Annotated in this window: 31 protein-coding genes and 1 other RNA gene; 14 read left to right on the top strand and 18 right to left on the bottom strand. The window is 28.2% G+C overall.

Annotated elements, in window-relative coordinates; genetic code table 11:
• The first annotated feature begins 38 nt into the window (after positions 1 to 38).
• The 7 genes from ffs (at position 39) to fabD (ending at position 6,035) form a co-directional block, all read left to right on the top strand.
• Positions 39 to 303, top strand: an RNA gene (gene ffs / locus FVE77_RS09460) — signal recognition particle sRNA large type.
• 107 nt (positions 304 to 410) lie between these two features.
• Positions 411 to 1,658 (top strand): GNAT family N-acetyltransferase, encoded by a 1,248-nt coding sequence (locus tag FVE77_RS09455; protein WP_026746940.1) that lies wholly within the window; start codon positions 411 to 413, stop codon positions 1,656 to 1,658.
• A gap of 63 nt (positions 1,659 to 1,721) precedes the next feature.
• Complete coding sequence (locus FVE77_RS09450) at positions 1,722 to 3,020, top strand: TIGR00341 family protein (RefSeq protein WP_026746941.1); 1,299 nt, start codon at positions 1,722 to 1,724, stop codon at positions 3,018 to 3,020.
• A 219-nt stretch (positions 3,021 to 3,239) separates the two neighbouring features.
• Positions 3,240 to 3,431: a 50S ribosomal protein L32 gene (gene rpmF / locus FVE77_RS09445; protein ID WP_006803402.1), complete on the top strand. Its 192-nt coding sequence runs from the start codon at positions 3,240 to 3,242 to the stop codon at positions 3,429 to 3,431.
• A 302-nt stretch (positions 3,432 to 3,733) separates the two neighbouring features.
• Entirely contained in the window at positions 3,734 to 4,711 is a 978-nt protein-coding gene (locus FVE77_RS09440) for a beta-ketoacyl-ACP synthase III (protein ID WP_026746942.1), read from the top strand.
• 49 nt (positions 4,712 to 4,760) lie between these two features.
• Positions 4,761 to 5,126, top strand: coding sequence for a hypothetical protein (locus FVE77_RS09435; protein WP_026746943.1), 366 nt, complete (start codon positions 4,761 to 4,763; stop codon positions 5,124 to 5,126).
• Positions 5,127 to 5,138: 12 nt separating this feature from the next.
• Positions 5,139 to 6,035 carry an ACP S-malonyltransferase gene (gene fabD, locus FVE77_RS09430; RefSeq protein ID WP_026746944.1) on the top strand — a complete coding sequence of 299 codons (897 nt, stop codon included), beginning with the start codon at positions 5,139 to 5,141 and terminating at the stop codon, positions 6,033 to 6,035.
• 220 nt (positions 6,036 to 6,255) lie between these two features.
• Here fabD and FVE77_RS09425 read toward each other — a convergent pair whose 3' ends face one another.
• The 12 genes from FVE77_RS09425 to FVE77_RS09370 form a co-directional block, all read right to left on the bottom strand.
• The gene (locus tag FVE77_RS09425) at positions 6,256 to 6,543 is read right to left on the bottom strand and encodes a hypothetical protein (RefSeq protein ID WP_026746945.1); all 288 of its coding nucleotides are present in this window, start codon (positions 6,541 to 6,543) and stop codon (positions 6,256 to 6,258) included.
• Between the two features lie 61 nt (positions 6,544 to 6,604).
• Positions 6,605 to 7,723 (bottom strand): hypothetical protein, encoded by a 1,119-nt coding sequence (locus tag FVE77_RS09420; protein ID WP_026746946.1) that lies wholly within the window; start codon positions 7,721 to 7,723, stop codon positions 6,605 to 6,607.
• A gap of 84 nt (positions 7,724 to 7,807) precedes the next feature.
• Complete coding sequence (locus tag FVE77_RS09415) at positions 7,808 to 8,233, bottom strand: hypothetical protein (RefSeq protein ID WP_026746947.1); 426 nt, start codon at positions 8,231 to 8,233, stop codon at positions 7,808 to 7,810.
• A 59-nt stretch (positions 8,234 to 8,292) separates the two neighbouring features.
• Entirely contained in the window at positions 8,293 to 9,072 is a 780-nt protein-coding gene (locus tag FVE77_RS09410; protein WP_026746948.1) for a hypothetical protein, read from the bottom strand.
• A 137-nt stretch (positions 9,073 to 9,209) separates the two neighbouring features.
• Positions 9,210 to 9,977 (bottom strand): hypothetical protein, encoded by a 768-nt coding sequence (locus FVE77_RS09405; RefSeq protein WP_026746949.1) that lies wholly within the window; start codon positions 9,975 to 9,977, stop codon positions 9,210 to 9,212.
• Positions 9,978 to 9,993: 16 nt separating this feature from the next.
• A complete protein-coding gene (locus FVE77_RS09400; RefSeq protein WP_026746950.1) occupies positions 9,994 to 10,656 on the bottom strand; it encodes a DUF6683 family protein in 663 nt (220 codons plus the stop codon).
• Positions 10,657 to 10,689: 33 nt separating this feature from the next.
• On the bottom strand, positions 10,690 to 11,424 hold the full coding sequence (locus FVE77_RS09395; RefSeq protein WP_232052915.1) for a tetratricopeptide repeat protein: 735 nt from the start codon (positions 11,422 to 11,424) through the stop codon (positions 10,690 to 10,692).
• 85 nt (positions 11,425 to 11,509) lie between these two features.
• Positions 11,510 to 12,322 (bottom strand): TraX family protein, encoded by an 813-nt coding sequence (locus FVE77_RS09390; protein ID WP_026746952.1) that lies wholly within the window; start codon positions 12,320 to 12,322, stop codon positions 11,510 to 11,512.
• Positions 12,323 to 12,412: 90 nt separating this feature from the next.
• The gene (locus FVE77_RS09385) at positions 12,413 to 13,192 is read right to left on the bottom strand and encodes a DUF6683 family protein (RefSeq protein ID WP_026746953.1); all 780 of its coding nucleotides are present in this window, start codon (positions 13,190 to 13,192) and stop codon (positions 12,413 to 12,415) included.
• Between the two features lie 99 nt (positions 13,193 to 13,291).
• Complete coding sequence (locus FVE77_RS09380; protein WP_026746954.1) at positions 13,292 to 14,068, bottom strand: DUF6683 family protein; 777 nt, start codon at positions 14,066 to 14,068, stop codon at positions 13,292 to 13,294.
• A 90-nt stretch (positions 14,069 to 14,158) separates the two neighbouring features.
• Positions 14,159 to 14,986 carry a hypothetical protein gene (locus FVE77_RS09375; protein WP_026746955.1) on the bottom strand — a complete coding sequence of 276 codons (828 nt, stop codon included), beginning with the start codon at positions 14,984 to 14,986 and terminating at the stop codon, positions 14,159 to 14,161.
• Positions 14,973 to 15,386, bottom strand: a complete 414-nt coding sequence (locus FVE77_RS09370) for a hypothetical protein (protein ID WP_026746956.1) — start codon at positions 15,384 to 15,386, stop codon at positions 14,973 to 14,975. Before FVE77_RS09370 ends, FVE77_RS09375 begins: the two co-directional genes overlap by 14 nt.
• Positions 15,387 to 15,698: 312 nt before the next feature.
• Between FVE77_RS09370 and FVE77_RS09365 the strand changes: the two genes are divergently transcribed.
• Complete coding sequence (locus FVE77_RS09365; protein ID WP_051254526.1) at positions 15,699 to 15,995, top strand: Abi family protein; 297 nt, start codon at positions 15,699 to 15,701, stop codon at positions 15,993 to 15,995.
• Between the two features lie 110 nt (positions 15,996 to 16,105).
• Here the strand turns inward: FVE77_RS09365 and FVE77_RS09360 are convergent, their stop codons facing one another.
• A complete protein-coding gene (locus FVE77_RS09360) occupies positions 16,106 to 16,624 on the bottom strand; it encodes a hypothetical protein (protein ID WP_026746957.1) in 519 nt (172 codons plus the stop codon).
• Positions 16,625 to 16,837: 213 nt separating this feature from the next.
• On the opposite strand from FVE77_RS09360, the gene FVE77_RS09355 reads away from it, so the two are divergent.
• Positions 16,838 to 17,434: a CPBP family intramembrane glutamic endopeptidase gene (locus tag FVE77_RS09355; RefSeq protein WP_026746958.1), complete on the top strand. Its 597-nt coding sequence runs from the start codon at positions 16,838 to 16,840 to the stop codon at positions 17,432 to 17,434.
• Positions 17,435 to 17,501: 67 nt separating this feature from the next.
• Here FVE77_RS09355 and FVE77_RS09350 read toward each other — a convergent pair whose 3' ends face one another.
• The 5 genes from FVE77_RS09350 to FVE77_RS09330 are packed head-to-tail and all read right to left on the bottom strand — an operon-like array spanning position 17,502 to position 21,042.
• Positions 17,502 to 18,113, bottom strand: coding sequence for a PepSY domain-containing protein (locus FVE77_RS09350; RefSeq protein WP_026746959.1), 612 nt, complete (start codon positions 18,111 to 18,113; stop codon positions 17,502 to 17,504).
• Positions 18,110 to 19,474 carry a sensor histidine kinase gene (locus FVE77_RS09345; protein WP_026746960.1) on the bottom strand — a complete coding sequence of 455 codons (1,365 nt, stop codon included), beginning with the start codon at positions 19,472 to 19,474 and terminating at the stop codon, positions 18,110 to 18,112. Before FVE77_RS09345 ends, FVE77_RS09350 begins: the two co-directional genes overlap by 4 nt.
• Entirely contained in the window at positions 19,461 to 20,144 is a 684-nt protein-coding gene (locus tag FVE77_RS09340) for a response regulator transcription factor (protein ID WP_026746961.1), read from the bottom strand. Before FVE77_RS09340 ends, FVE77_RS09345 begins: the two co-directional genes overlap by 14 nt.
• Positions 20,144 to 20,368 carry a hypothetical protein gene (locus FVE77_RS09335; protein WP_026746962.1) on the bottom strand — a complete coding sequence of 75 codons (225 nt, stop codon included), beginning with the start codon at positions 20,366 to 20,368 and terminating at the stop codon, positions 20,144 to 20,146. The genes FVE77_RS09340 and FVE77_RS09335 overlap by 1 nt, the downstream gene beginning before the upstream one ends.
• Positions 20,359 to 21,042 carry a DUF2628 domain-containing protein gene (locus FVE77_RS09330; protein WP_026746963.1) on the bottom strand — a complete coding sequence of 228 codons (684 nt, stop codon included), beginning with the start codon at positions 21,040 to 21,042 and terminating at the stop codon, positions 20,359 to 20,361. Before FVE77_RS09330 ends, FVE77_RS09335 begins: the two co-directional genes overlap by 10 nt.
• A gap of 479 nt (positions 21,043 to 21,521) precedes the next feature.
• Between FVE77_RS09330 and FVE77_RS09325 the strand changes: the two genes are divergently transcribed.
• From FVE77_RS09325 to FVE77_RS09305, 5 genes are all read left to right on the top strand, one after another.
• Positions 21,522 to 21,716: a hypothetical protein gene (locus tag FVE77_RS09325; RefSeq protein ID WP_146967919.1), complete on the top strand. Its 195-nt coding sequence runs from the start codon at positions 21,522 to 21,524 to the stop codon at positions 21,714 to 21,716.
• Positions 21,717 to 22,092: 376 nt separating this feature from the next.
• Positions 22,093 to 22,314: a hypothetical protein gene (locus FVE77_RS09320; RefSeq protein WP_036088222.1), complete on the top strand. Its 222-nt coding sequence runs from the start codon at positions 22,093 to 22,095 to the stop codon at positions 22,312 to 22,314.
• A gap of 380 nt (positions 22,315 to 22,694) precedes the next feature.
• Complete coding sequence (locus tag FVE77_RS09315) at positions 22,695 to 23,144, top strand: prepilin-type N-terminal cleavage/methylation domain-containing protein (protein ID WP_026746965.1); 450 nt, start codon at positions 22,695 to 22,697, stop codon at positions 23,142 to 23,144.
• Positions 23,144 to 23,590, top strand: a complete 447-nt coding sequence (locus FVE77_RS09310; protein ID WP_026746966.1) for a prepilin peptidase — start codon at positions 23,144 to 23,146, stop codon at positions 23,588 to 23,590. The genes FVE77_RS09315 and FVE77_RS09310 overlap by 1 nt, the downstream gene beginning before the upstream one ends.
• Positions 23,591 to 23,604: 14 nt before the next feature.
• Entirely contained in the window at positions 23,605 to 24,063 is a 459-nt protein-coding gene (locus FVE77_RS09305; protein ID WP_026746967.1) for a type IV pilus modification PilV family protein, read from the top strand.
• Position 24,064 lies beyond the last annotated feature (1 nt).

Genomic DNA, 24,064 nt, shown 5'->3' with positions numbered 1-24,064 from the left:
CATTGACAATATTTAAGAAAAATGATATACTAATTTGGTCATACTAGCCGGGGAGTTAGCGGTGCCCTGTATCTACAACCCGCTTTAGTAGAGGTGATGTCAAATTTAAGGGAAGTTCTAGTATCAACGTCTTATTTCAAAAGTGTTGAGAAAATAGTCCTGTATTGTAGAGAGTTAGCGAAATGTGTCAGGTCGGGAACGAAGCAGCACTAAGTTAGTTTCTCTAGGTTTACAGGGTAGCTGTTTTTGAGCTTTTGGATTAAGAAACGGATGGTAGAATGTTTTCGAGAATTTGATGTATGACTTTTTATTTAAGTAATTATAGTGTATTATTTTAAAATTGAAATTCCTTTTTCAAAAATTAAATTTTTTTTAGTTTAGTTTCTTTTGCTACGAATGGAGGTTTCACGATGAAAGTAGTTGAATGGGATAAAAAGGAGAATATAAGTAAAATTTTAATAGATTTACTGGAGATAGATCCAAAATTTTCTTTTGACAAAGAAAAGGAGGATATATATTTTTTATATAATGATGAAGAATTATACGGGTATGCAATCTTAGATTTTAATGATATTGCAGAACTAAAAAAAATATTTATTTTACCAAAATTGAGAAATAATGGATATGGAACCTTTTTTTTAAAATATATAATTAATTGGATTACAAATAAAAATTTTGACTCACTAATCATAACTAATCATAAAAAAATGAATAATTTTCTTGAAAAACAGCGATTTGTAAAAACAGAAGATGGATATATATTGAATAATCTGGCAGAAACTAAAAGACAGAAAAAAAATATGTTATCTATTTCCAAGTTTGCTATTTGTATAAATATTGTTTTGGCTTTATTAAAAATTATAGCTGGAAAAATTTTTTACAGTATGTCGTTGCTTTCTGATGGATTAAATTCACTTTCTGACTTGATTACCAATGTATTGGTCATAGTGGGGCTAAAAGTTGGAAGCAATCCTGAAGATAAGGAGCATCCATTTGGGCATGGAAAGATAGAGTCTGTTTTTAGTGTAATAATTGGTACATTTATAATGATAACAGCTTTTGAGCTTATAAAAGATAATTTTTCAAAATTAATTTCCTTTAACAGCGAAAATAATGTAAATACTACATTTATTCCAATAATTATAACTGTTTTGGCAATACTGATAAAAATTTTTCAATTGGTTTTTATGCAAAAAAAAGCAAAAAAATATAATAATATGTTGATAAATTCACTTCTTGCTGATTATAAGACAGATATTGTAATTTCAATTTCTGTTTTGATTGGGCTTATTCTAGCAAAGATTCATCCTGCATTTGATACAGTGGTAGGATTTATTGTATCACTTTATATTATAAAGAGTGGTTATGAACTGATAAAGGAAAATTCTTTGATATTGCTGGATTCGCAAGATGATGCACTGATTGAAAAAATTCGTTCAGAAATATTACAATTTGAAGAAATTGAAAATGCACATGATTTTCGCATGACTACTTCTGGAAAAGACATTTATATGTTTGTGGATGTGAGAATGGATAAAAATAAGACGATTGAAAAAGCACACGATATTACAAATAAAATTTCAAAAAAAATTAAACACAAATATAAAAATATAAAAAGACTTTTGATTCATATAGAGCCTGTTTATGAAGATGATTAAATTTTTTGAAATAGAAATTAAATAAGTTACTAATTTATAAAAATATAAAGGAGATATAGTAAAATGATAGAAAAAATAAAACATGAGAAATACAAGATTTTAAAAAGAAATATTATTGAAGATTCTGATTTTACAAAGGAAACAATGTTTATTCTGATTTGTGCAATGATTATAGCTTCAATAGGATTAAATACAAATTCTGTTGCAGTAATTATTGGAGCAATGTTGATTTCGCCACTAATGTCGCCAATTCAGTCGCTAGGATTGGGATTATCAAATGGAAATTTAAAAAGAGTTTATGTATCACTTTTTAGATTGGGAATTTTTATATTAATAAGTGTAGTAAGTTCCACTTTTTATTTTTTAGTAAGCCCTATAAATGATGCAACACCACAGATACTAGCAAGAACTTATCCTACTTTATGGGATGTTTTAATCGCAATTTTTGGTGGAACTGCAGGAGTAATTGCAAAAACTGAAGAAGATGGTGGAAATGTAGTTCCTGGAGTAGCTATTGCAACAGCATTAATGCCTCCTTTGTGTGTAGTAGGATTTGGGATTGCTCATGGGAATCTGAAAATTTTTCTTGGAGCAGGATATTTGTTTATAATAAATGTATTTTTTATAATGATAGCAACATTAGTTGGTTTGATAGTTTATTCTGGAAATATTTTTGAAGCAAGAAATAAAATTTCAATAAAAAAACAAATAATATTTTATATAGTAAGTTTAATCATAATTATTCCAAGTATATATACAGCAATAACTTTAGTTCAAGATACAGCGAGAGAAAATTCATTAAAAAAATTTATTTCAGGGGAATTAAAAAATCATTATGTTTTTGATAATTCTATTAATAAAAAAGATAAAACTGTTATTTTAAAAATTGTAGGAGATGCCTTTAAAAAACAGGATATTGAGAAATTAGAAAAAAAACTGGAAAAATATAAATTGAAAAACTATAAATTAAAAATACAGCAGTTATCCAATGAAAAGTATTTAACAGCACAGGACTTATCAAAATATCTGAGCGAAGAAAAAATAAAAGAAAATGCTGAAGATGTTTCATTACCGATTGAAAATAAAAATCAAGAAATTTTGGAAAATGATTTAAAAACTGTTGAAAATATTTTATATAAAAATTTTTCAAATAATATTAGTGAAGTTAAAATTGGGAAATTGATAGATGCAAATAATAATGAGAACTTTGTTGTTTTAGTTGTTGGGAATGAAACAATGACAGATGAAATTTCTGAAAAGATAAAAAATCTTGAATTTGATACTGAGAAAAAATATCAAATTATTATTGAAAAAAATAAGCAAGAAAAAGTTAATACATTATCTGAAGAGAATCAAAAATAAATTTTTGAAAAATTAAAGCAACAGAAATTCAATAAAAGTTAGAAAAAAATAAAAAATATTGTGAATAAATGGAAAAAACATATTAAAGCCTTGACAAATGGCTTTATATTTATTATAATAGTTTGTATAAGTGTGAAAAAATTATGATTTTTTATAATTATTTTACAACATTGAATTAAAAAATTAATGATATAAAAATTAGAAAGGAGTCGATAAATAATGGCAGTACCTAAGAAAAGAACCTCTAAAGCAAAAAGAAATATGAGAAGATCACATGATTCTATCAAAGCTCCAAACATTGTTGTAGAAGCTGATGGATCGGTAAGAAGACCACACAGATTAAACTTGGAAACAGGAGTTTACAGAGGTAGACAAGTATTATCGAATAATGAAGCAACTGAAGCTGAGTAGTTTGTTGAAGCAGGATTTATGTCTTGCTTTTTTTTATTTTTATTATTTACTAAATTAAATGTTTTTGGTTGTATTTTTAAAAATTTTATGATAGACTTTAGTAGAATGATTTTAAACTGGAATTAGTATAAAATTATAGTAAAAAAACTTTAAAACTGAACTCAAAAGCTGTGACTATTTACTCAAACCCTGAGTTTATATAATTTTTAATAGCTTAATAGCTTAATGTTAAATGGGTTCGAGTATATAAAGAAACTAAGAAATATAAATAGTAAAAATAAAAAATAAATCTGAGGTGAAATATGAAAGTTGGAATTTTAGGAACAGGATCTTATGTACCTGAAAAGATAATGACAAATGATGATTTGGCAAAGATTGTGGATACAAATGATGAGTGGATAACAGTTAGAACTGGTATCAAGGAAAGAAGAATTGTGGATGAAAATGAAGGGACATCAGATTTGGCATTTAGAGCGGCGCAAAGAGCGATTGAAGATGCCGGCATAGATAAAAATGAGATTGATCTGGTCATTGTTGCGACTATGACTCCTGATTATGGAACTCCATCGACTGCGGCACTTGTTCAGGATAAATTGGGAATAAATGCGGCGGCATTTGACTTGAGCGCGGCTTGTACTGGATTTGTCTACGCATATTCGGCTGGGCATAGCTTTGTTAAGGCTGGACTTTATAAAAAAGTGCTTGTTATCGGAGCAGAAGCAATGTCAAGAGTGATTGACTGGACTGACAGGGGAACTTGCATTCTATTTGGAGATGGTGCAGGAGCTGTTGTGCTTGGAGAAGTGGAAAATGGAGGATATTTGGCAAGCCACCTTGTGGCTGACGGTTCTGGGGCAAGTGAGCTGCTAGTGCCTGCAGGAGGTACAAAAGAACCTGTATCTAAAGAAAAAATTGACAATAAGGACATTTACTTAAAAATGAATGGAAGAGAAATCTTTAAATTTGCAGTAAGAGTTTTCCCTGAAACTGTGGAAGATGTATTAGGACAGGCTGGAATAACTGCTAATGATGTTGATTTATTTATTCCGCATCAGGCAAATATCAGAATTATTGAGTCAATTGCAAAAAGATTTAAGCAGCCGATAGATAAATTTTTCGTAAACTTGAATAAATATGGAAATACTTCGGCGGGATCAATTCCGATAGCGCTTGATGAGGCAATAAAGGAAGGAAAACTTAAGAAGGGCGATAAGTTTGTTGCTACTGGATTTGGCGGGGGACTAACTTATGGTTCAATTTTAGTGGAATTATCAAAATAATTGGAAAAATAAAAAAAATAAAATATAAAATTAATTAGGAGGAAAAGTTATGAATTCAAAAATCTTTTGGGGACTGGTAATTGTGGTTTTAAGCTTATTTAAATTCATACCTGAGGACATTATGAAGTATATTGTGAATTATCAGGTAGTAATGATTCTTGTAGGTATTTATTTCTTGGTTAAAAAGAAAAAACATGGATGGATTTTTCTTGGAGTAGGAGCATATTTATATGTTACTCATTATTTATGGGAAAATTTACCGTTATTTTTAGTTCCGCTTATTTTAGGAATAGTTGTTTTCGGACTTGGTATAAAGGAAAATTCTGATAAAAAGCAATTAACTAAATTTAGCAGTAAACAGGCTAAGGAATCAAAAAATGAAGAAGTGGTGGACGCTGAAGAAATAAAGAAATAGAAGGAGAACTTTATGTCAAAAATTGCTTTTGTATTCCCAGGACAAGGGACTCAGTATGCTGGGATGGGAAAAAAGTTGTATGATGAAGTGAATGATGATAATAAAAAATTAATTGATGAGATTTTTAAAAATAATGAAGATGTGAAAAAAGTTATTTTTGAAGGAACTGATGAGGAACTGAAAAATACGAAATATGCACAGCCTGCAATTGCATTATTTTCAGTTGTTTTAACAAAATTATTGAAAGAAAAAGGTATAAATGCTGATTTTGTGGCTGGACATAGTTTGGGAGAGTACAGTTCCTTATACGCGGCTGGAGTTTTAAATGAAACTGATACATTAAAATTGATTTCAAAAAGAGGGGAAATAATGAGCAGTGCCAATATTGATGGTGGAATGGCTGCAATATTGGGGCTTAGTGCAGAAGATGTAGAAAACATATGTGGTGAAATTAATGGAATTGTGGAGGCAGTAAATTATAATGAGCCAAAACAGACAGTTATTGCTGGAGAGAAAGAAGTAATTGAAAAAAATCTTGAGCTGTTTAAGGAAAAAGGAGCAAGAAGAGCATTGCCTTTAGCAGTTTCAGGACCTTTCCATTCATCATTAATGAAACCTGTTGCAGAAATTTTGAAAAAAGAATTTGAAAATTACACTTGGAATAATCCAGCGACTCCGATTATTGCAAATACCACAGCAAATGTTTTAAATTCTGCTAATGAAATTCAAAATGAACTGTACAGTCAAACATTCGGACCAGTAAAATGGGTAGATACAATAAATAAACTGGCTGAAAATGGAGTTACAAAAATTTATGAAATCGGACCTGGAAAAGTATTGGCAGGATTGATTAAGAAAATTAATAAAGAAATTGAAGTTATTAATATTGAAAATGTTGAAAATCTGTAATTTCAAATTTATATAATACTGATTTAGAAAACTTTTTCTAAGTTTAGTTTTTTTGTAATAGTTTTTTAATAAAAAACAACAAATGAATATAAAGTAAACTTCGAGAAAAAAATAAAAGATTATTTCATAGAAAAGCAGCTTTATCAATTTAAGGCTGCTTTACTATAAATATAAAAAATATTATTTAAAATGTTTAAAAAATTCTACTCTTTTAAATCAATCATTGAATATAATCAAAAGTTTCCAAAGTTAAATTTCTATTTCCATTTCCATAAAAATACACTTTAAATACTGTTCCTTTTGAAAATTTGTAATAAGTCTGGTCAACAAGTCCTGTAAAATTAAATATTTTTCCTGACTGAAGGCTCACACAGTTTGCGAACCTTTTACCATCTTTTGTTATACCTCTTGAAGTTACACGACATTTTTCTACCGTTCTTAAAGTTTTTTGTGCTGCAAAACTGTAGGCACTTGCTAATATTAAAAATACAAAAATAATTTTTTTCATAATAAATCAACTCCTATTATTGTTGTTGTAATTTTTAGTTATTTGTGAAAATTTATAAATTCTACCATTTTACTCCCAATTTTTTTATAAGCTGTACATAATTTGCAGGAGGCATCCAGTATTTTATAATTTTTTTATTTTTATTGAATACATCCAGTGCTTTTTCCTTTTCACCTTTTTTCAGATAAACATCTATCATAATTGTGAACAGTTCATTCATTGGATGATTTCTGCTATTTTCATAAACAAATTCCGGATATTTTTTTGTATCGACATTTTTATATGCTTCAATTCCTTTTTGTGCATAATTCAGTATTTCTGAATAGTTATCAGGATAACTATGATAGAGGAAATCTGTCATAATACGGTATCCTTCCGGATAATCAGGGAAATTTTCTATTAATTTTTGCGATATTCTTTTAAAGTTAATGTTATCAGGATTTTTTACCGGCGAGTAAAGTATTAGAAGCAGTTTATAATCATCAATTTTTGCTGTTTTATTTTTTATTTTTTCCTCTTTTTCACTAATTAAAAGTTTTCTATCTTTATCATCTGATGGTGTTCTTGTAATTTCTCCTATTGTTTTATCTATCCCCTTTATTTTATAATTGTCAAGCGAAAGAATATTTATAAATTCCTTGTTTCCGTCTTCAGGAATTAGCCATCTTCTGTTTCCATAGAAATATTGAAATTTTACAATCATTTCTTTTTCGATATATTTTGTGTCATTTTTCTTTAATTCATTTTTCAAAAAAGAAGAGATTTCCTGTTCTATTATTTCTAGCTGTGTAGATCTGCTTTTTCCTCTTACCAACGAATTAAAGTCTTTGTTTTTATAAAATTTAGACATTGTATAGTTTAAATCGGGATATTTTAGTGACACATTTACATAAGCAAGCTTTATGTCCCTTCCGCTTCCATTTTTCTGCTTTGTTAGTTCAATTTTATTTATTTTATAAGTAAGATATTTATAACTTTCCTGTGAAGTACGCCAGATATTAAACCATATTAAATGATATTCATTAACTTTTTTTGTATCTTCATTTTTTGCTGCGTTGATATAATCTTCAAAAGCCGCTATTACAGCCTTTTTATCATCATTCTCTTCAGCACTTTGGTTAATTCCGCAGCTTGTTATAAACATAATTGCCAGTAAGATAAATGATATAAATCTTTTCATGATTCCTCCTGATTTTTCTAATAATAAATTTTCCTAGTTACACTAAAAATGCTATATTTTTTAACTTTTTAATCAAAAAGTAAACTATTTTTTCATATTTTCTGGAGTAGATGCCACCTCTTTGGAAAATGTCATTGAAATTCCTGTATCCTGATTATACTGCACTTTTCCATTTTTTACAATAATTTCATCTGATTCCTTGCCATTTCCTACAAGAATGTATCTCTCATTGCCCTTACTTTGCATGTCATAAGTTCCTGCCTTTGTTATACAGTTCCCGTTAACTACATTGTTAAGGCTTATATAGGCAATATTTCCTTTTATTTCAAAGTATGAATTTTCAAAACATTCCTGACCTGCCACCTTTACAGTCTGCCCTTTTGTAGTCAGCGTTTCCACATTATATTTTCCTGAAATACTGCTTTGGGAAGCTTTCCCCTTTGCTTCACATCTCATACTCATTAAAATCATTCCTGCCATCATAGCTATATTTATTTTTTTATTTTTCATTTTTTCACCTCTGTCTGTATTTAACTATTCAAAATTCCATCAGCTATTTTCTTATCCTATTAAAATAAATGTATATGTGCTTTACTTCCATATAGTAAAACGAATGTCATAATTGGCATAAAAGGTATAAAAAGAAGCATACTCTGCATTATCTTCATTTTAAAAAGCCTAAATTTTACTTTTGGAATCTGCTTTTTCTGAATTATGTCTATCATGTTGTCCACAATTTCTGAGATTCTGCTATTTTCTATTATTATATCTATTTGCGAAGATCCTCCTTTTAAGTTTTTCTCAGGCACAAAACAGATTTCCTTTTTTCCATCAAGAAGATAGATGTGAGATTTAGATCTGATTATTCGAGTGCCAAATAGAGGAAATAACTCAGTACCCCAGTTATAGCCTTTAATATCCAGTAATTTTCCATTTAAATAAAAATCTTCATTTATTATTTCAAGTGTATCTTTTGTTTTTTCTTTTGGATAATAATATTTGTTCCCGTATGTTATACTTATTACAGCACAGCTAAGTAAAAGCAGTATTCCAATTTTTATTCCAGAAAACATTAATATTTCTGTTATGGTAAAGCAGATAATATTTAGAACAACTGCTTTTTTCAGATTTTCAGGCACTTCATAAAATACCGTTCCTGTTTCTGTTCTTTCACGGTAAACTGTATCAGCTGCTAAAATTCCAAGTTTTATTTTCTCTTTAACCTCATCCTCATACTTTTGAATAATCTTATGTAAATTTTTTTTGATTTTTCTATTTTTCATATCAAAAATAATTACTATACTTAAAACTGCAAAATATATTAATGCAAAAACTAAACTACATAGCATTTTAAACTCCCTGAATTAATAAGATATTCCTTGCAATGTTATATGAATTCTGTCAGCATCCACTTTTAAAATTGTTTTCAGTATCTGTTTTTACAAAGATAATATTGTTATACACCATATATGCTACTATTATTTTACTAAAATAAATACATATATGCTTTGCTTTTATACAAAGAAACAAGTATCACAATTGATATAAAAAGTAAAAAAAGAAGTATGCTCTGCATTTTTTTCATTTTAAAAAGTTTGAATTTTACTTTTGGAATCTGTCTTTTCTGGATTACATCAATAATATCATCTATAGTTTTAGAAATTCTGTCATCTTCTATTATTATATCTACTTGAGATCTTTTTAACTGTCTTTCAGGTACAAAACAGATTTCCTTTTTGTCATCAAGAAGATAAATATGGGATTTAAGTCTGATTATTCGAGAGCCAAACAGGGGAAATAATTCAGTACCCCAGTTATAGCCCTTTATATCTAATAATTTTCCATTTAAATAAAAGTCTTCATTTATTATTTTAAGTGTATTTTTCGTTTTTTCTTTTAAATAATAATATTTATATCCGTGTATCATACTTATTACAGCACAGACTATTAAAAGCAATATTCCAAGTTTTATTCCCAGAAATATTAATATTAGCATTATGGCAAAGCAAATAAGATTTAGAACAACTGCTTTTTTCAAATCCTCCGGCACTTCATAAAATACTCTTCCTGTTTCTGTTCTTTCACGGTAAACTGTATCAGCTGATAAAATTCCAAGTTTTATTTTCTCTTTAACCTCATCTTCCTGTTTTTGATTAATTTTACGAAGATTTTTTCTGTTTTTTATTTGTTTCACACCAAAAACGATTAATATAACAGCAACTGAAAGATATACTAATGCAATAATTGAATTCATTTCAGTCCCCTCCGTATTAATAAGATATTCCTTGAGCTGTTATACGGACTCTGTCAGCATCCACTTTTAAAATAGCTTCAAGTATTTGTTTTCCTGCCTCCCTTAATTGAGCTGTAGTCTGTGAATTAGGATTGCTCTGATTTAAGGACTGTCCCACAGCTAAAGTCATTCCAACCATAACCATCTGGTCGTACATACTTTTTTTCTCCCTGTTGCTCATTCCGTCAAAAAATCCGCTGTTTTCAAGATGAGCCTTGAACTGATTTGCCATAGGTTTCACATAGTCGTCATTAAGACTGACATTGTTATATGCCATGTATGCTCCTGCTATTACAGCCGCTACTCCCGAAGACAGATCATTTGTCGGTATTCCTACAGAATGGGCTACCTGTGGGAAAGAATCATACAGCTGTTTTAATGATGCCCTTATTTCCTTTTGCTGGCTTTTTGGATAAGTTGCAACCAATGTTTCCAGTCCATCGGTACTTCCGTCCTGTGTAAAAGTGAGCGATGATTTTCCATAAGATTTACCTTGTGAAGATGAAGTTGTATTTAAAAGTTCCTGCATTATTTCATTTTTAAACATATCGCTATAATCAGCATGAGCTTGTCCTGAAATTCCAAGTCCCAGTGCTAAAATACTTAAAAGAAATATTTTTTTCATAAATTTTGCTTTCATAACTGTTCCTCCTGTAATTTTTTTATTTTACTGTTAATTTAAATCAGATAATTTTTTCTTGTTTTCCTCATATTTCTTACTATTAGTAGATTTTAACATTTCATTATCCTTTTTGACATTTTCTAAAGCTATGTTATACAAAAGGGGATTATAGTTTTCTTTTAGAAATTTTTGGTTAATTATAAAAGTTTCTACTGCTTTTTCATTATTTCCTGACAATCTGTAAGCCTGTATCAAATTTTTTTCAATTATTTCTGAAAGTACATTATTTAATACTTTAATATCCTTGTATTCCGCATAACTCTGTTTACCATGTTTTAAAATACCTATTGCTTTTTCATAATATTCAGCACTTTCCTTATATTTTTTTTCATAAAAGAGAATATCTGCCATCACTCTGTAACCATAGGAATAATCAGGAGCATTTTTTAAAAATATTTCTGTAATTTCCTTTGTTCTTTTAAATTCACGGTTTTGATAAAATGCCACAGTTACATAATTACGGTATTTCTCAAGATTTTTGCTGTCCTTTAAAAATTCCTCTTCCGCTTTTTTTATAACTTCTTCTGATGAAACTTCCTTCTGTTTTTCTATTTCAGAACTATCTTTTTCTACTTTTTCTTTATTTTCTTCAGTTTTGTTTTTATCACTCTGGCTTATATCAACATTATTACCTTTTTTTGTTTTATTTTGTTCCTGTTTCTTATTGCAGCTAAAAACAACAAAAACTATCATAGCTATTATTAAAATTTTTTTCAATTTTATCACTTCCCCAATGGATATAGAATTTTTTATGTTTTTTATTTTCTTAACAGTTCTTCTTAAACTTTTGCTTTGTAAATATTGACTTCATTTAATTTCCATAATTCTTACCTATCAAAGAAATCAGATATATCATAAAAGAAACATAAATCGCCACTATTAGTAAAAGGTGTAATGGATAAAAGAAATAAAACATATATTTTGTAAATCTGTTATGAATACCTTGTTTCCCATTATAAAGCCATATTATCGGCAATGAAAATATCGCAAATATCTGTGTTTTTATAAATATTTCATTTCCAAAAATGTTAAACGGAAATTCAAGTCCAGGCATAATAAATACGTTTAGAAACACCATTAATACAGCCTGAAATATTATGTTTTTGTAATCTTTCCCCCTGAAAAAATAGAATATCAGAATAATTGCAATCCCATATCCTAAATAATCACTTCTTGCAAAATGTGCAATTACGATGGTTAAAATACTTATGGCAGCTTTTACAAAAAATTTTATTATTTTATTCAGATTTTTTGATTTTTCCGTTTTTTCCAGTAAATTCATTCCACATAAGGCAATTCCGAAAGTCCATAATACATTGTTATATGGATAAAATACCATTATTTCTCCTTTTAATGCCAGACTTGCAAAAAGATTGAACGGAATTTCCGAAATAGCCGCAAAAATAAAGATACGAATTAAATATTTTTTTCTGTTTTTTGTCCTGTAAAATCCCTCTGTAAGCATAAAGGCAAAAATCGGAAATGCAAGTCTTCCAAGCATATTTAACCATATCTGATTAGGAAAAAATATATTCCACAGATGATCTGCCACCATAAATGTCATTGCCAGAATATGCAGTGTAAAAGAATTTATCCCTTTAGAAAATATAACTTTTTTATCCATTTTCACTCCTAATTTTTCTTTTCTGTTAATAAGGGGTAAATGAACTGAACCCCTTATTGTATTTTGTGAATATAAAACTATTCTTTTTATTTAATAAACAAGCCCTGATGATGTTATTTTCACTTTGCTTGCATTTACTTTAAGAACTCCCTCAAGTACTTCTTTTCCCGCTCTTCTTAATTGAGCGGTAACTTTTGCATTTGGATTTTGCTGATTTTGGGACTGATTTACAGCTAAAGTCATTCCTATTATTACCATTTGATCATAAACATATTTTTTATCACTATCGCTCATTTTATCAAATTCCGATACACTTTCCAATGCTTCCTTAAACTGTTTTGCCATAGGTTTCATATAACTGTCATTTAAGCTAACATTATTATAAGCCATGTATGCTCCCGCTATTACAGCTGCCATTCCTGTCGACAAATCATTTGTAGGCATTCCTACTGAACGTGCTACCTGTGGGAATGAATCCTGCATCTGTTTCAGGTATGTTCTCGCTTCTCCTCTTTGTTTTGAAGGATATCTGTTAACAAGATAATCAAGTCCTCTTGTATTTCCGTCCGATTTAAAAGTAATTTTGGCTTTTTTTGCCGGTTTTGGTTTAGACGATGTTTGGGATGATGATTTACTTTTACTGCTTCCTGTACTCTTAGAGCTTGAACTTTTTCCACTTGAACTGTCGTTATTTGTATTATTACCAAAAACTCTATTATGATTCTCAAAAGTTCTTCTCATTATATCCTGCTGAATCCAGTCACTGTTATAATCATACCAGTATCCCATAAATGCCTGTGCAGGCTGTGATACAAATAAACCTGCCCCAATAACTGCTGTAACAAATAGTTTTTTCAAATTTATTTTCATAATTATTCCTCCCGAATTGAATTATATATTTTCATTTTTTTTGTTTTTTATTATCACTATATACTATAATAAAACTTCTTATTTTTGTAATTATTTATTTTAAAAAGAAAGCCCTGATGCCGTTATTTTCACTTTGCTTGCACTTACTCCAAGAAGTCCCTCAAGCACCTGTTTACCTGCATTTCTTAACTGAGCGGTAACTTTTGCATTTGGGTTTTGCTGATTTTGGTACTGATTTATGGTTAAAGTCATTCCTATTATTACCAATTGATCGTAAATATATTTTTTATCACTGTTACTCATTTTATCAAAGTCATCTACACCTTGAAGCACTGTTTTTAACTGATTTTGCATAGGTTTCATATAACTATCATTCAGACTTACATTGTTATATGCCATATATGCTCCTGCTATTGCAGCTGCCAATCCTGAAGACAGGTCATTTGTAGGTATTCCTACTGAACGTGCTACCTGCGGGAAAGAATCCTGAATTTTTTTCAGATATGTTCTTGCTTCCCCTCTCTGTTTTGACGGATAGTTATTAACAAAATAATCAAGTCCTCTTGTATTTCCGTCCGATTTAAAAGTAATATTTGCTTTTGTTGTTTTTGGGACTGTAGTTGAAGTTGCTGAACTTCCCGTTGTTTTTGTAGTTGTTTTTTTAGAATTTGATTTTTTCTTTGAAGAATAATCTCCTTTTTTAATGTGGCTTATTACTTCACTACCAAGTAAATAATTTCTTGTACTATTTATCACATTGTTTGTATAGTTAAAACTGTCTGACATATCATAATAAAATGCCTGTGCAGGCTGTGATATAAATAAACCTGTCCCAATAACTGCTATAACAAATAGTTTCTTTAAATTTATTTTCATAATTATTCCTCCTAAAAATTTTATTTTTTTATGATTTCTATTATTTGATTATACTGTATATTTTTTAGATTAAAAGAACATTAGAGTTTTTTACTTTTTATTTATTTTTTTAAATATAAGATTACTCTCGGGAACTCCGATAAAAAGAGTTTGCTCATTATCCATAAACGTTATTACATCGGCATTACTTAAATCATATAAAAAATCTTTATCACTGTCGCTCAGTTCACTCTCTTTTTTCAACAGATTGTTCAAATTATCTATTTCAAAAGAAATCCTGTGATTTTTCAGGGAATATTTTCCCAAATATTTTTTCCCATTTTTTCCTGTTATAAAAACATTTCCTTTATCAAGTTTTATTGAAATTTTACTGTTTTTAAGTTCAAGCCCTGCAATATTTACAAGAGCCCATTCATTAGCCATTATTTTTTTCTCAAAATCTTCAATATTACTAAAAAATGAAAATCTTTCTTTATATTTTTCTTTAGAATATTTTTCCATATTATTTAACATAAAGCTATCCCCTTTTTCAAAGCTGTTTTTCAAAAAATCGGGAGTATCCTTTCTGTATATGAGATATACAGTTTCATAATTTTTGTTATCCACATAGACAGGATAATAGCCGTAATCAGAATTTCCTAACGACAGCATAGGCGAAAGGATTGCTTTAACTGTTCCATTTTTGAGATTCTGCACCATAATATCATTGTCCTTATATTCAGTCGCTTTGAAAATAGTATAAGTGGGAGAATGCTCCATTTTTCCGGCAAATTCCCTGTCAATCTCATTGGATACACCTACTTCTAATATATATCCCTTGTCTATTATATCTTTTTTTGAAGATTTTCCACAGGAAATAAATATTATTCCAAAAAGTAGAAAAATCATAAATCCTGTCAATTTTTTAATTTTTATCATGCTGTTTTTTCCTTCCTATCAATAAATTTACACCAAGCCCCACAAGAAATATTACATCCAATAAACCTATGGCAAAATAAGCATAATAAGTTGGTAAAAATTCTTCATCTCCTGCTGATGAAACTAAATATTTATACGATATTAAAAATATTAGTATTTTTAATATTACACCAATTATTGCTAAAAGTATCAAAGCCTTTTTTCCTATTCCTGCTTTTTCATAAAAATATGATAAAAATATATTAAGCAAAATTAATATAAGATTGTCCGAGTATATACCTCCAATCATTTTCAAATTACTTAAAACTGATACTTCTAATACAGCCAGAAAAAATAGTACCAGAATATTAAAACAGAGCAGATGAATAAAATACAGGCTTCCAAAAAATATTTTTTTCATTTTTCCTCCTTATTCAAACACTAATTAATCAGTCATTTTTCAATTTTATGATATGTAATATAGATTAAAATAAAATGAGAATTTTTACTTTTTTTCAAAGAGATAAAATTATATTGTAAGGAATACGAGTGAAAACAGTAAATACGTATTGTCGGTTATTTTATTTTTTTGATAATAAAATTTGTAATATGATTTCGATTTTTTTAATATTTTATTGACAATTATATAAAAATAGGATACAATTAAACATATCAAACCCCCTACAAACTTTTTATAGTTGGTGTAGGGCTTTTATTTATTATAGGAGCAACTATGAGTAAGGAGTATTTAGAAATTACGGAGCAGTTAGAACTTTTTAAAAAGCGTGGAATGATTGTTGAAAATGAAGAAAAAGCATTAGAGAAATTGGTTTTTATAAATTATTACAAGTTGAAAGAAGCCTCGCTCCCTTTCTTTTTTGAGAATAAATACATAGAAAATACAAGATTTGAAGATATTGTTTTTAGATTTTATGAAGATAGAAATTTAAGATTATATAAAACAGATATGAGAATCTTAAAACAAATAGGATTTAAAGATATAGAAAATGTAAAAAATTTGAAAATATAATCACGGTCATTAATTTGATTGTGATTTTTTGTTAAATAGCTATAAATCATATTAGATGCAGGGATATAAAAAATGAATAATCCCTGCAAAAATGAAAAAATTGAGAAAATTTAGTAAACTACTTTCAACCCTTCCTCTTCCAGTTCCTGCTGTCTTATTTCCAGAAACTGAACATTTATCATATAGAGAATTTGAAAAAGTTCATCATTTGTACTGATTGAATTGTCTATAAAATCTCCAATAAATAACATATCCTGAAAAGCGAGTGCCTTATTTGTCGGAAGTTCCAGTAAATAATAGTCTCCTTCTTCTTTATTTATTGTCTGTTTTGTAAGATATTCAACTGCATAGTCTGAAGCTGTTATATAACGGTACATATCACCATCATATTTACACCTCATTTGAAATACGACAAGCCTTCTTTCCTTTAATGCTTTAACAATTTCAGGATTTGCCACTTCAGGCGGTATTTCCTCATCTTTATATTTTTCTGTATCTTCATAAATTAATCTTGCTTTACTGTTTGTTTTTAGCTCTTTAGGAATATAGCACATAATTTTTTCAGTCTTTTCCGCAGAGAAACTTAAATTAAAAAATATAAATGCCAGTATAACAATAATTTTTTTCATTTTATTTCCTTTCATATATGCAACATAAAGTAAAAATTTGATTTTAAAGTTGTTTAAATACATTATATAACAGAAAAAGGTTTTTCTCAAATAAAATCTTTAAAAATGGCTAAAAGTTACTTTACTACAAAATAAAATATCTCTCATTTTATTTTAATATTCTAATGATAGAATATTTTATAAAAACAATTCATGAAAGGAAGAACAATCAGAATGGAAAAAAATATTAATAAATCTAAAATGAAAGAATTGGGACTGCTGATATTGAATACAGCCTGCTACTCAGCATTAATTATAACATCTGTAATAATTTTACTTACCGTTTTAAGTTCTTTGTTATCAAAAAAGATAATTCTTGCCGATTATTCAAAACAGTCTTTTGAAGTTAATGAACTGCTTAAATTCCTAGTATTTTACCCTATTGGGGAAGAGCTTTTATTGAGAGGACTAATACTTCAATTTTTAAAGAAAAAGACAAAATATGCCAATTTAATTCAGGCTGTAATTTTTGGAATACTTCATTTGAATCCAATTAAATTTATATACACAACAATATCAGGTATCTTTTTCGGAAATGTGCGGTTAAAACCCAATCCGATCTGGTGGATAATTTTATTACATTCGACATTTAATCTTGTTTCGATATTTCTATACAAGCCTTTTATGATTATAGTTGAAAAAATATTTTATCTTCAAAATATGCCAATAATAACATTAACTATCGTATTTATTCCACCTTTATTCATATTTGATTATACTCTTAAACAACTTAAAAATAAATTTAATTACGAAAAACTTTACAAAGCATAATTTTTAACCAAAAATATCCTCTTCGGTTTATTTTTTTAGTTTAAACTTTAGAGGATATTTTACTTTACTAATTTTCATTTACTTCCCATTTTATTACTTCACCTGTTATAGCATCAATGTCGAATTTGTATTCTGTATTTTTATACACTATTCTTCCTTCATAAATCTTTCTTCCTTTTTCACTATCCAGCTGAATATTTGTAACATTGATTTTTTTTGCACCAGTAATCCGTGCAACTGCTATTTCTTTTGCTTTTTCTATTCCAATATATTTTGGTGTTTTTCTTATTTCTGTATCACTGCCATTTGTATTAATGATTTTACCATCATCTCTTATTGTCGTTGAAGCCGATACTCGGTCTTTTTGGCTGTAACTCAGAACTTTTCCTGTATTCGCATCAATGTTATATTTATATTTTTTCCGTTCTGTATAAAATTCTATTTCATATATAAATTTCTTATTTTCCTTATCCAGACGAATTTTAGTCATTTTTGCAGTATTTTTTGCCACTTTTGAATGGTCTAACGCAAGCTGCTTTGCCTGTGCAATCGAAATTTTTACATCAACATTCAGAACTCTTACTGTTTTAGTCTCTTTAGCTGAATTTCCATTTGCAGGGACTCCCATTACTGTAATAAAAAATACTATAAGTAATTTTTTCAAAAAATTTTTTTTCATTTTCCCTCCTTTTTCAACTTAAATACAAACGAACTTCCTTTTCCAATTTCACTTTCCACATAAATCTCTCCGTTATGTGCCTCTATAATCCATTTTACCATTGATAATCCAAGCCCTATATTTTCTGTTGTTCTGGAACTTTCCACCTGATAAAATCGTCCCCATATTTTAGGTATATTTTCTTTTTCTATACCGATTCCATCATCAATAATTTTACATATTGCAAAATCTTTATCCTGTGACAGTTTTATCCATATATTTCCATTTTCACAACCATAGTTAATCGCATTTGAAATTAAATTTACAAAAATTCTCATAATCATCGTCTCATCGCCAACAATAAAAATGTCTTCCTCTATTTCAGAATAAATTTTTATATTTTTACTGTCTGCATTATGTTGCTGACTGTCAGCAATAAGATGTGCCATTTCACTTATATTTATTTTATCAAAATTAAGTTTCTGATTTCCTCTGTCCATTCTCGATAAAGTCAGAAGCTGTGAGATTAATTTTGACATCTTTTTAGTTTCATCAAGCACAGAAGAAATTGTATTTCTGGCATTTTCTATTGAAGTGAGATTTTCAAGACCGTATTCACATTCGGAAATTATAATTGACACAGGTGTTCGCAGCTCGTGTGAAACATCTGATGTAAACTGTGCTTCTCTTTCAAAGGAACTTTGCAGTCTGTCAAACATTGTATCAAAGGTATTTGCCAAAGTATAAATTTCATCATTTCCTTCTCCAATATTAATTCTTTGTGTCAAATCATTTCCCTCATTAATTTTCTCCGCAGCTCCCCTTATTTTTTCTATAGGTTTAAATGCTTTTTTTGTTATAAAGTATCCACTTATTGCTGAAAATAACAAGAAAAATGGTAATACAATCAGAGAAATTAAAACAATTGTTTCAATAATATTTTCCACTTCTGTTGCAGGAGCAATTCCACGAATATGAATAATGCCGTAGCCTGAAAAATTCTTTTTGCTGTCAAAAATATACCATTTTTTATTTTTATGTTTTATAATTCTTACATCATTTTTATCGGAAAAAGTTTCATCATATTCAAAATCCAATGGAATATCCCCATAAATAAATCCTGTTTCATCATCATAAACCGACAAATGAACATTATTATTAAAAATAATAAAATCATTGTCAATAGTAAGTTCACCATCATAAACTTCAATTTCGTCGAATGCCGAAACTACAGAACTTTTCAAATTTTTATAAGCGTTTGCCCGTACAAGATTTTCACTAATATAAATTATTGTTATAAGAAATATGACTATAAGACTTATCATAAGACCGATATACCAGAAAGTTATTTTGGACTTTATAGAAAGTTTATTCATTTTCATTATCGACCCTCAGGACATAACCCAATCCACGAATGGTATGAATAAGTTTTGGAGTATAGCTGTCATCAATCTTTTTCCTCAAATATCTGATGTAAACATCTATAACGTTGGTTCCACCTTCATAGTCATAATTCCATATATGGTCTTCTATTCTTTCTCTTGATAAAATTTTTCCTTTATTTCGTATCAAATATTCCAAAATCGAATATTCTCTACCTGATAGTTTTATTAATAAATCATCTCTAAAAACTGTTTTAGCATCAAGGTCAACCTTAAGATTAGCTATTGTAACTATATTATCGGCATTTCCGGAATTCCGTCTTAAAAGTACACGGATACGGGCCATAAGTTCTTCAAAGATAAAAGGCTTTACAAGATAGTCGTCTGCTCCATAATCTAGCCCTTTCACTTTATCATCTATATTATCTCTTGCAGTTAAAAGCAGTATTGGAACTTTATTTTTCTTTGCCCTTATTCTTTTAATCACTTCAAATCCGTCAAGTTTTGGAAGCATAATATCCAAAATTACCGCATCATATTCAGTTCCTTCCACATATCTGATTGCCTCTTCTCCGTCAAAACAGCTGTCAACTCCATAATATTCCTTTTTAAGCTTTTTTGTAATAAGTTCGTTCAACTTCTTTTCATCTTCTACAACTAGTAATCTCATTATCTTTCACTCTCTTCCATCTCCAGCAGGACACAACGATTCTCTTCACAAAATAATTTTAATTGCTCCATTTTTTCTTTTTTTTCATATTTTTTCTCACTTTCTGTGAACGGTTCATTTTTATTATACCTCATAAATGCTGTTAAAAACAGAGAGAGAATAAAAAGTTTTTTTATTGTGTTTCTGTAATTTTCAGATTTAATTAAATATTTTCTTATTTCCATTTTATTTTATCCTTATTTTTTATAGCCAAAAAGGCTCCTCCACCTGTCAGTCCAGCTCCTAAAAGAATTAGAACAATATTTGCCGTGAAAACTCCTAAGATGAGTGAAACAAGCCCTCCACCAATTGATCTTGCAACAAATTTCTGTATTGTGCGATTTTTATGATTCATTTCCGTATTATTAGGATTTCCATTAAAAGAACTATCAATATTTGCATTATTTGTATCATAAAAATCATTATCATTGTTATTTTTTTTAAATTCAATAACTTCTATTTTTCCAGACTCTTGTTTTTTAAAATTTTCTGCTTCTTCTATCATCCTTTCTTCATTGCTTCCATAGGATTTATTTTTCTCATTAAAAAGTATTCCATTCTTTTTCAAAACCTGCGCATCTTCTTCTGTAAATGGATGCCATCCTTGTTTAATAAGCCTTCTAACATACATTTTATTATATATAAAACCAAATACCATTGATAGAACAAATATCAATGGAAAATATATTATCCCTGTTATACCAATTACGACAAAAGAAATTCCGGCCACCATATAATCCCCTTTAATTAACGGATATATAAAACCTAAAAAAAATGCTCCCCATGAAAATCCAAATTTTATTTCTTTTCTTAAAACTCCATTTTCCAAAACAGCTCTTTTTCCATTTATCTGTTTCATTAATAATCATCTCCTTTTATTCTATTATTTTTTTATATATAGCACACTTAACGAAAAATTGCTATAATTTTCTACTTTTAATCCTTTGAATTTAGTATTTACAAGATTATATTTATTACAATATTTTATTATTCACAGCCTTTATTATAAAATATTTATCTTTATAAAACTTTTAATCTCTTTTTTAAATTTTGAAATATTGAATGCTATTTATATTTTTAACAATATAGTATTATCAAAACATTAAAATAAAATGAGAGTTTTAATTTTTATTCGTTATGAATTATATTTTAAATTTTTGATATAAAAATAGGATTTACAATTTATTCTTAAGTTCACTCTTTTATGAAAAATTAAATAAAAAATAAATAAGAAAACTAAAATGAAAATATTAAAAATACATGGCATAATATAAAATTTTATGAAATTTAGGAAAAATTTTGAAAAATTTATTCAGAGTGTTATTCTTAGGTTTTTTTATGTTGATTATAGCTGCATGTAAATTATTTAGTCCAAAGGAATGGGCAAGGTTGAATAGAGAGGAAAATATGAAAGGAGAAGTGTGTCATAAGAATATTTGGACTGATGAAATAGAATGTAGGTATAAGAGACCATATTGCTTAAAAGATTCTAGTCGAGAAGTTTTAGAATGCAGTTCAAAACCTTATAATTAAAAATATTGTATTATTGATAAAAAATGGAAGGAGACTTTTATGAAAGGCATTATTAAATTTTTGGTTATCGCAGTAATGTTTACTTTATTTGTTATTGGATGTAATACTGCGGGATATAGAAAAACATGCGATGAAAAGAACCGTTGTAAATACATACCTTATCTCTATAATAGAGATTAAAAAATGTAATATGTGAATGCGAAAAGGCTGATTTGGAAGTAAATTTCTAAGTACAGTCTTTTTTTATAATAAATTTCTAATCAAAAAAAAAAAAAAAAATGAATAAGGAAAATAAAATTGGAATATCAAAAACATAAGTTATACTGTAATAAAAGAAAAAAATACAAAAATTTGTGAAATTTAGGAGGAATTTGGTATGAAAAATGTACTCAGAGTGTTGTTCTTAGGTTCTTTAATGTTGAGTATAACTGCATGTGAATTGTTTAGTCCAAAAGAATGGGCAAAATATCAGAGAGGGAAGGCGAAAAGAGGGTATACTTGTGATTATCATAGAGATAGAGGATATGAATGTTACGATAAAAGACCATTTTGTAAAAGGGATTCGACTGGAGAAATCACAGAATGCACGGCAGATTAATTTTATTATATCAGAAAAAATGATAGAAAATTTATTAAAAATATTACTAAACTTTTAATTATTTCAGTAGTATTTGTGTTATTTATTGTTGGATGTGCCGATGTGCCGAATACTGTGGGGAACAGAAAAACATGTGATGAAAGAAATCGTTGTGAATATTCAGGTTATCATTATAATAGATAGAGATTAAAAAATATAATATGTAAATGCGAAAAGGCTGGCTTGGAAGTAAATTTCTAAGTACAGTCTTTTTTTGTGTAAAAACTAAAATTTATAAAAAATTAATTAATTTTTAAAATAATTTAATTTATATATTGACTTTTATTTAAAAATATAGTATAAATTATTAAATAAAAATTAATAAAAAGAGGTGGGTAATTATGGATAAGGTTTCAAAAAAAGAAAAGAGCAAAATTGAAAAAATGAAAAGAAGGGAAGAAAACAAAGGATTAAAGGAAAGGGAAAAAGGGTTTACGCTCGTAGAGGTAATACTGGTAGTAGCGATTATTACGATAATATCGGCAATTGCAGTGCCACAAGTTGGTAAGTATTTGAATAAGGCGAATAGAAGCAAGGTAATTGGAGCAGTTGCGGAACTTAATAATACTACAACTTCTTGGAGTATTGATCATGGTGGAGATGCACCTAAGAATTTACAGGATATTTTAACAGAGCATGGAAATCTAAATAAACTTGGAATTGGGCTGGATAACAATGGGAAATTTAAGATTGGAAATATTGAAGGAAATGTAGTTTATCAGGATGGAGAGGTTTTTGCCAAAGTATCTGCAGGAAGTAAGGCTTTTGCAGGAGAAGAAATTAGGAAATAATGAATATTGTGATTGAAATTGTGAAATATTGTATTTTTTTTAGAATTATCTGGATTGATTTGAAAAAAAGGATTATTCCTGAAGAAAGTTTTGTCATTTTACTTGCATTAGGATTGATATTAGCAATTCAAAATATTAATTTAGAAGGTTATTATATGGGAATTTGTGCTTATTCAATGCCGATGATAGTGCTTTATATTTTAGAAGATTATTTCGGAAAAACGCTGATAGGCTTTGGGGATGTGAAACTGATGATGGGAATTGGTGGTATTTTGGGATATTTTGGAGTGGAGAAGATTATAAATTTTTATATGATTTTGTATATTTTTTCTGGAATAGTTGCTTTTTTATTTTTATTTTTGAAAAAGTGGAAAAAGTATGAATATATTCCATTTGCACCGTTTATCATCGTAAGTTATGTAATTTTTGAGATTTTTGGCAAATAAAAGTTGGGGAAAATATGAGAAGGAATAGGGGAGAAACGTTAATTGAGAGTTTAATTTCGATGTTTTTTGTAACAGTTATCATTGTACCAGTTGCAAATTTATTTTTACAGACATTTAAAACGGATATTAAAGTTGATAATTTAAATGAAAAAAATGTAAACATTGAAAATATGGTTGAAATATTAAAGGCAAAAAAATATGATGAAATTGTAAATTTTATCGGAAAATATGAGATTTCAAAAGTAGATGATTTTTATAATAGATTTGCAATTGAGAAAAAATATCAATTTTTGAAAAAATTGGAACAAAAACTAGATAAAAAGGGAAAGTTTCAGGAAGATAAAATAAATTTGGAAATAAAGAAGGCGGATGGGTATTTTATGAATGAGTTTGGACAGAAGGAATATATTTTTGAAATAAATATTGATAAAATAAAGGATTATTATTTTCCAAATATTGATGAAAGCAGTTAAA

The sequence above is a fragment of the Leptotrichia hofstadii genome, from assembly GCF_007990525.1.
Lineage (GTDB): Bacteria > Fusobacteriota > Fusobacteriia > Fusobacteriales > Leptotrichiaceae > Leptotrichia > Leptotrichia hofstadii.
The sequence above is the reverse complement of the archived record's forward strand: the minus strand, read 5'-3'. Positions and strand labels throughout refer to the sequence as shown.

Bases quoted from the DNA above. Each gene is read 5' to 3' on its own strand.
- FVE77_RS09305 (WP_026746967.1), top strand. From the start codon at position 23,605: ATGAGAAGGAATAGGGGAGAAACGTTAATTGAGAGTTTAATTTCGATG.
- FVE77_RS09435 (WP_026746943.1), top strand. From the start codon at position 4,761: ATGAATTCAAAAATCTTTTGGGGACTGGTAATTGTGGTTTTAAGCTTA.
- FVE77_RS09420 (WP_026746946.1), bottom strand. From the start codon at position 7,723: ATGAAAAGATTTATATCATTTATCTTACTGGCAATTATGTTTATAACA.
- FVE77_RS09425 (WP_026746945.1), bottom strand. From the start codon at position 6,543: ATGAAAAAAATTATTTTTGTATTTTTAATATTAGCAAGTGCCTACAGT.
- FVE77_RS09345 (WP_026746960.1), bottom strand. From the start codon at position 19,474: ATGAAAATGAATAAACTTTCTATAAAGTCCAAAATAACTTTCTGGTAT.
- fabD (WP_026746944.1), top strand. From the start codon at position 5,139: ATGTCAAAAATTGCTTTTGTATTCCCAGGACAAGGGACTCAGTATGCT.
- FVE77_RS09325 (WP_146967919.1), top strand. From the start codon at position 21,522: ATGTTGATTATAGCTGCATGTAAATTATTTAGTCCAAAGGAATGGGCA.
- FVE77_RS09355 (WP_026746958.1), top strand. From the start codon at position 16,838: ATGGAAAAAAATATTAATAAATCTAAAATGAAAGAATTGGGACTGCTG.
- FVE77_RS09360 (WP_026746957.1), bottom strand. From the start codon at position 16,624: ATGAAAAAAATTATTGTTATACTGGCATTTATATTTTTTAATTTAAGT.
- rpmF (WP_006803402.1), top strand. From the start codon at position 3,240: ATGGCAGTACCTAAGAAAAGAACCTCTAAAGCAAAAAGAAATATGAGA.
- FVE77_RS09315 (WP_026746965.1), top strand. From the start codon at position 22,695: ATGGATAAGGTTTCAAAAAAAGAAAAGAGCAAAATTGAAAAAATGAAA.
- FVE77_RS09350 (WP_026746959.1), bottom strand. From the start codon at position 18,113: ATGAAAAAAAATTTTTTGAAAAAATTACTTATAGTATTTTTTATTACA.
- FVE77_RS09310 (WP_026746966.1), top strand. From the start codon at position 23,144: ATGAATATTGTGATTGAAATTGTGAAATATTGTATTTTTTTTAGAATT.
- FVE77_RS09320 (WP_036088222.1), top strand. From the start codon at position 22,093: ATGAAAAATGTACTCAGAGTGTTGTTCTTAGGTTCTTTAATGTTGAGT.
- FVE77_RS09405 (WP_026746949.1), bottom strand. From the start codon at position 9,977: ATGAATTCAATTATTGCATTAGTATATCTTTCAGTTGCTGTTATATTA.
- FVE77_RS09440 (WP_026746942.1), top strand. From the start codon at position 3,734: ATGAAAGTTGGAATTTTAGGAACAGGATCTTATGTACCTGAAAAGATA.
- FVE77_RS09390 (WP_026746952.1), bottom strand. From the start codon at position 12,322: ATGGATAAAAAAGTTATATTTTCTAAAGGGATAAATTCTTTTACACTG.
- FVE77_RS09365 (WP_051254526.1), top strand. From the start codon at position 15,699: ATGAGTAAGGAGTATTTAGAAATTACGGAGCAGTTAGAACTTTTTAAA.
- FVE77_RS09455 (WP_026746940.1), top strand. From the start codon at position 411: ATGAAAGTAGTTGAATGGGATAAAAAGGAGAATATAAGTAAAATTTTA.
- FVE77_RS09450 (WP_026746941.1), top strand. From the start codon at position 1,722: ATGATAGAAAAAATAAAACATGAGAAATACAAGATTTTAAAAAGAAAT.
- FVE77_RS09385 (WP_026746953.1), bottom strand. From the start codon at position 13,192: ATGAAAATAAATTTGAAAAAACTATTTGTTACAGCAGTTATTGGGGCA.
- FVE77_RS09415 (WP_026746947.1), bottom strand. From the start codon at position 8,233: ATGAAAAATAAAAAAATAAATATAGCTATGATGGCAGGAATGATTTTA.
- FVE77_RS09410 (WP_026746948.1), bottom strand. From the start codon at position 9,072: ATGCTATGTAGTTTAGTTTTTGCATTAATATATTTTGCAGTTTTAAGT.
- FVE77_RS09335 (WP_026746962.1), bottom strand. From the start codon at position 20,368: ATGGAAATAAGAAAATATTTAATTAAATCTGAAAATTACAGAAACACA.
- FVE77_RS09380 (WP_026746954.1), bottom strand. From the start codon at position 14,068: ATGAAAATAAATTTAAAGAAACTATTTGTTATAGCAGTTATTGGGACA.
- FVE77_RS09330 (WP_026746963.1), bottom strand. From the start codon at position 21,042: ATGAAACAGATAAATGGAAAAAGAGCTGTTTTGGAAAATGGAGTTTTA.
- FVE77_RS09340 (WP_026746961.1), bottom strand. From the start codon at position 20,144: ATGAGATTACTAGTTGTAGAAGATGAAAAGAAGTTGAACGAACTTATT.
- FVE77_RS09370 (WP_026746956.1), bottom strand. From the start codon at position 15,386: ATGAAAAAAATATTTTTTGGAAGCCTGTATTTTATTCATCTGCTCTGT.
- FVE77_RS09400 (WP_026746950.1), bottom strand. From the start codon at position 10,656: ATGAAAGCAAAATTTATGAAAAAAATATTTCTTTTAAGTATTTTAGCA.
- FVE77_RS09375 (WP_026746955.1), bottom strand. From the start codon at position 14,986: ATGATAAAAATTAAAAAATTGACAGGATTTATGATTTTTCTACTTTTT.